At 39.5% G+C, this 4051-nt stretch carries 1 protein-coding gene; it reads left to right on the forward strand.

Annotated elements, in window-relative coordinates; all coding sequences use genetic code 11:
• The first annotated feature begins 91 nt into the window (after positions 1–91).
• Positions 92–4036 carry a M66 family metalloprotease gene (locus E5A76_RS04895; protein ID WP_161118260.1) on the forward strand — a complete coding sequence of 1315 codons (3945 nt, stop codon included), beginning with the start codon at positions 92–94 and terminating at the stop codon, positions 4034–4036.
• The last annotated feature ends 15 nt before the right edge of the window (positions 4037–4051 follow it).

Below are 4051 nucleotides of genomic sequence, written 5' to 3' on the forward strand. Positions count from 1 at the left end.
AAAATATTGACGGTTCTTTTTTTTAACGTATCTTTTGTGGCTCAGCTTATGCGTATTTTCATACGTTCAATATAAAAATAAAAAGATATTTATGTTATTCAAAAAAACTCTGCTTTCATCGCTCATTCTCTTAAGTCTTTCTGCTTACGCAGATACAAGTACAGATACGGATATTGCTACATCATCGTCAAATACGGAGTCGTCTGATCCCCATACTGATAATAAAAAATCTATTATTGATGTCACACCATCAACAACGTCTTCTCGTTTATCAGAAAAGAGTGATACGGCGACAGATTCTACTCCTTTAGTGACAGTAGCCAGTGAGCTAACCACTCGTATTAATGAGCCTTTAAGTGTACAGGTTGTTGCTAAAGATCCAAAAGGTAAAACATTACATTATGGTTTATCAAATCGTCCTGATTGGTTGCAGATTGATCCTGATACTGGTGTAATTTCGGGTACCCCTACAAACGATGGCGATCTTGGTAAAATGCGCGTGAACGTGCGTGTATATAACGGGACAGAAGTTGCGTCTAAGTGGGTTACAGTCATAGTGATTAATAGCAAGATGGCTCCCACCGTTATCGTTCCAACTACGTTAACTGTCGAAGTAGGTAACGCATTGAGCTATCAGGTATCAGCGAAAGATCCACAAGGTAAAACATTACATTATGGTTTAGCGGACCGTCCAGATTGGTTGCATATTGATCCAGATACGGGGGTGATTTCTGGCACACCAGGGCCTAACGATATTGGTCAAATACGCGTAGATGTGCGTGTATATAACGGTACAGACATTGTATCGAAGTGGGTTACAGTGAAAGTGACTAAAGCCAATACGGCTCCTATTGTTACTGTTCCTGCCACGATAACTGGCGAAGTAGGTAATGCATTGAGCTATCAGGTATCAGCGAAAGATCCACAAGGTAAAACATTACATTATGGTTTAGCAGACCGTCCAGATTGGTTGCATATTGATCCAGATACGGGGCTGATTTTTGGTACACCAGGACCTAATGATCTTGGTCAAATGCGCGTGGATGTGCGTGTATACAACGGTACGGATATTGTATCGAAGTGGGTAACGGTCATTATTGTTGCTAACAAAAATAAAGCGCCTGTTTGGACATCATTGCCAGAACAAACGTTAACTGCGGGTGATATAACCGATATTACTGTAAAAGCAACGGATGCGAATAAAGATGTACTCACATATGGTCTTGAAAATGCACCGAAGTGGTTAACGATAGACAGCAAAACGGGTGTGATCATCGCGACGCCTGATGCGAATGTTAAAGGTGATTTCACTGTAACGGTTACAGTAAGTGATGGTAAGGCATCAACTAGCGCAGCACTTCATCTTCATGTTAAAGATAATAAAATTGAGATTACCACGCTAGTGAGTGGTAGCGGTCAGATAACGCCAGCAAAGATGACAATGGTTGAAGGGGGCAGTGGTGCATTTACGATTAAGTTTGATTCGAAGAATAAACTAAAAAGCATTACGGGTTGTAATGGCACCTTAGAGGATAACAAATACCTTGTTAATGATGTTTCTGCTGATTGCCAGATTAAAGTGAATTTTGAAGATGTAGGTTATATTCCACCTATTGCCTTTAATACTAATGATTTCCCAAGTGATTTGGATGGAAGTTTACAAGGTACGGTGTTATTTGCTCAAAATCATGTGATCCCGTCGAAAAATCATAAACCTAACCTTGTGCATGTGCATTATAAAGATGGCAAAGAGGTTACTCACACACCAGAGGAGTCAACTCAACATCTAATTGGTGAGCGTACCGCTTTAGTGATGTTTAAGGCTAAAGATAAAGAGTTTGATGAAACCTTGCCTGTGAAAGTGGAAGGTTATGATGCCAATGGTTCGAAGCTCGGTACATTAGTTTTGGACCGCCCATATAAATTACCGTCTATTTCTGGCGTTAATCCTAAAGCGGATTTGACCAAGGCCGACTTTAATCTTGATCCTTCAAAGCTAACGGCAATTGATACTGCAAAAGTTGCAACTGAAGGTGAAGAAGGCAATACAGAATATTTAGATCAACAGCTGATTGAAAGTAAAGACGGTGTGTTTCTGCATTCAACCCAGTGGTTGCGTCTGCATAAACTATTTCTTGATTTTAATCCAAAGTTTGATGGTAAATATCTGATTTTAAAGGCAGATAGCCCATATACAACTGATGTGAGATATGCCAATAGTATCTCCAAAGGTGAACGTAATGCCTATATGGGGATTAATATTGGTCAGACGGTTGTGTTTTATAACGTCGGTGGTCAGTGGTTTACCGATGGAGATTTAGCTATCTCTAAAGTGACTTATGGACACGGTTACTGGACGGCAAAAATTCCTGCATCATGGATGCATTATGGTTTACGTTTAGATTTCACTCATGGTGATCAGACTGGTACGTTAGATAATATTAATGTTGGTGCGCCAACTGTTCTATATATGAATACCATTGATCTTGGTATGTTGACTAAGCGTCCAGATAGAATGGAATTTGCGAAAGACCCTAATTTACCTCGTGAATTTTACCAAACATTGCCAGTGAGCCGCTTTGTTTTAAGTCGTTATCAAGGTATTACCCTAAATGAAGTCATGATGCCTGACGGTACGCTATATACTGATGCATCAGCAACAGATGGTGGTGTATATACTGGAGATATGCGAGGAGATATTGCTAAATCACTTATTTCTATTGGTATTGATAGTGCTAACTTTGGTATTAACGCCACTGATGGTCCAGGACAAGATTCTCATCCAGATCTTGCTTTAATGCTAACGACACATACGGCGATGGGTAATTACAAAAATGGTGTTCAATCTCACGGTCTTTCTGGTGGCGGTGGTATTATTACGCTAGAAGGCACGGTTGGTAATGAAATGAGTCATGAAGCGGGTCATGGTATGGAACTTGGCCATAGTGAAGGCTATGATATGAGTATTCATCACCCTGCCGATCAACAAGATTCGACGTGGGGGTGGGATAGTGATAAGAATGTATTTATCCCTAATTTCTATAAAGAGCACAGGAATGAACATTCGTGCATTGGTGATCCAAAGAAACATCCTGATCAAGAGCTTATTTGTGTCAAACCATGGCATGGTTTTGAATTTGGCTTTGATGCTATGTATGGCGGGGAGGGCAGTATGTACCCTGACAACCGTTATACCATGTATACTCCATACTCTAGCACTAAAATACAGCGAGTAATGGAAGGTCGTATGGTGTTTTCTAAAGAATCACCAACGGGTTACTTAAAGTGGAATAATACAACCCATAAAATGGAACCATTTAGCTATGTTCACCCAATTGCGGATATTGCTAATGCAAATATTGGTTTGTTGTCTCAGATAAATGGTTTGGAGTATGTAACGAAGCTTTTTGAACATGCTGATATTGTTGATATTACAACAGATAATTCACATTGGACGAATGCTATTCCAATTCCTGATGCTTCTAATGTACCTAGTGGTAGTGTGATTCGTCTAACTTCTTGGGCCGGTTATAATTCTTTCTATACCATAAACGGAAAGTCAATTATGCTCATTAGTGGTATGCACAAAATGTATCGCTCAAATGGTTCTAGCTGGGATGAAATTGATCATGTTGAGACATCTATTACAAAGAAACCAGAACAATTTGGGGTGCCTGTAACAACATTTGTCGGTTATTACGATCCACAAGAGAAATTAACAAGCTATATCTATCCGGCATTACATGGTTCTAGTGGTTATACTTATGCCGATGATAGTAAATATATTACTGGAGCTAGCTGTCATTTAGATGTTGAATTAGGTGATGGTAGTACGAAGCAATTTTGGTTGCCCGGTCATCGTTTATCTGTCAAGTATATGAATAAGTTTCATGTCAATATTGCCGAGTCCGATCATCCTGTTAATGCAAAAGTGGTATGTGGCGATAAGACATTAGCAACAAAGCTTATATCAAAACCAGAAGCTAATTTAGTGTCAACTGTTAGTGGTGCTCCGTTAACGAGCGAAATTAGCTAATAATAACAATAACAA

Source organism: Photobacterium lucens (assembly GCF_009873615.1).
GTDB classification, from domain to species: domain Bacteria; phylum Pseudomonadota; class Gammaproteobacteria; order Enterobacterales; family Vibrionaceae; genus Photobacterium; species Photobacterium lucens.

Bases quoted from the DNA above. Each gene is read 5' to 3' on its own strand.
- E5A76_RS04895 (WP_161118260.1), top strand. From the start codon at position 92: ATGTTATTCAAAAAAACTCTGCTTTCATCGCTCATTCTCTTAAGTCTT.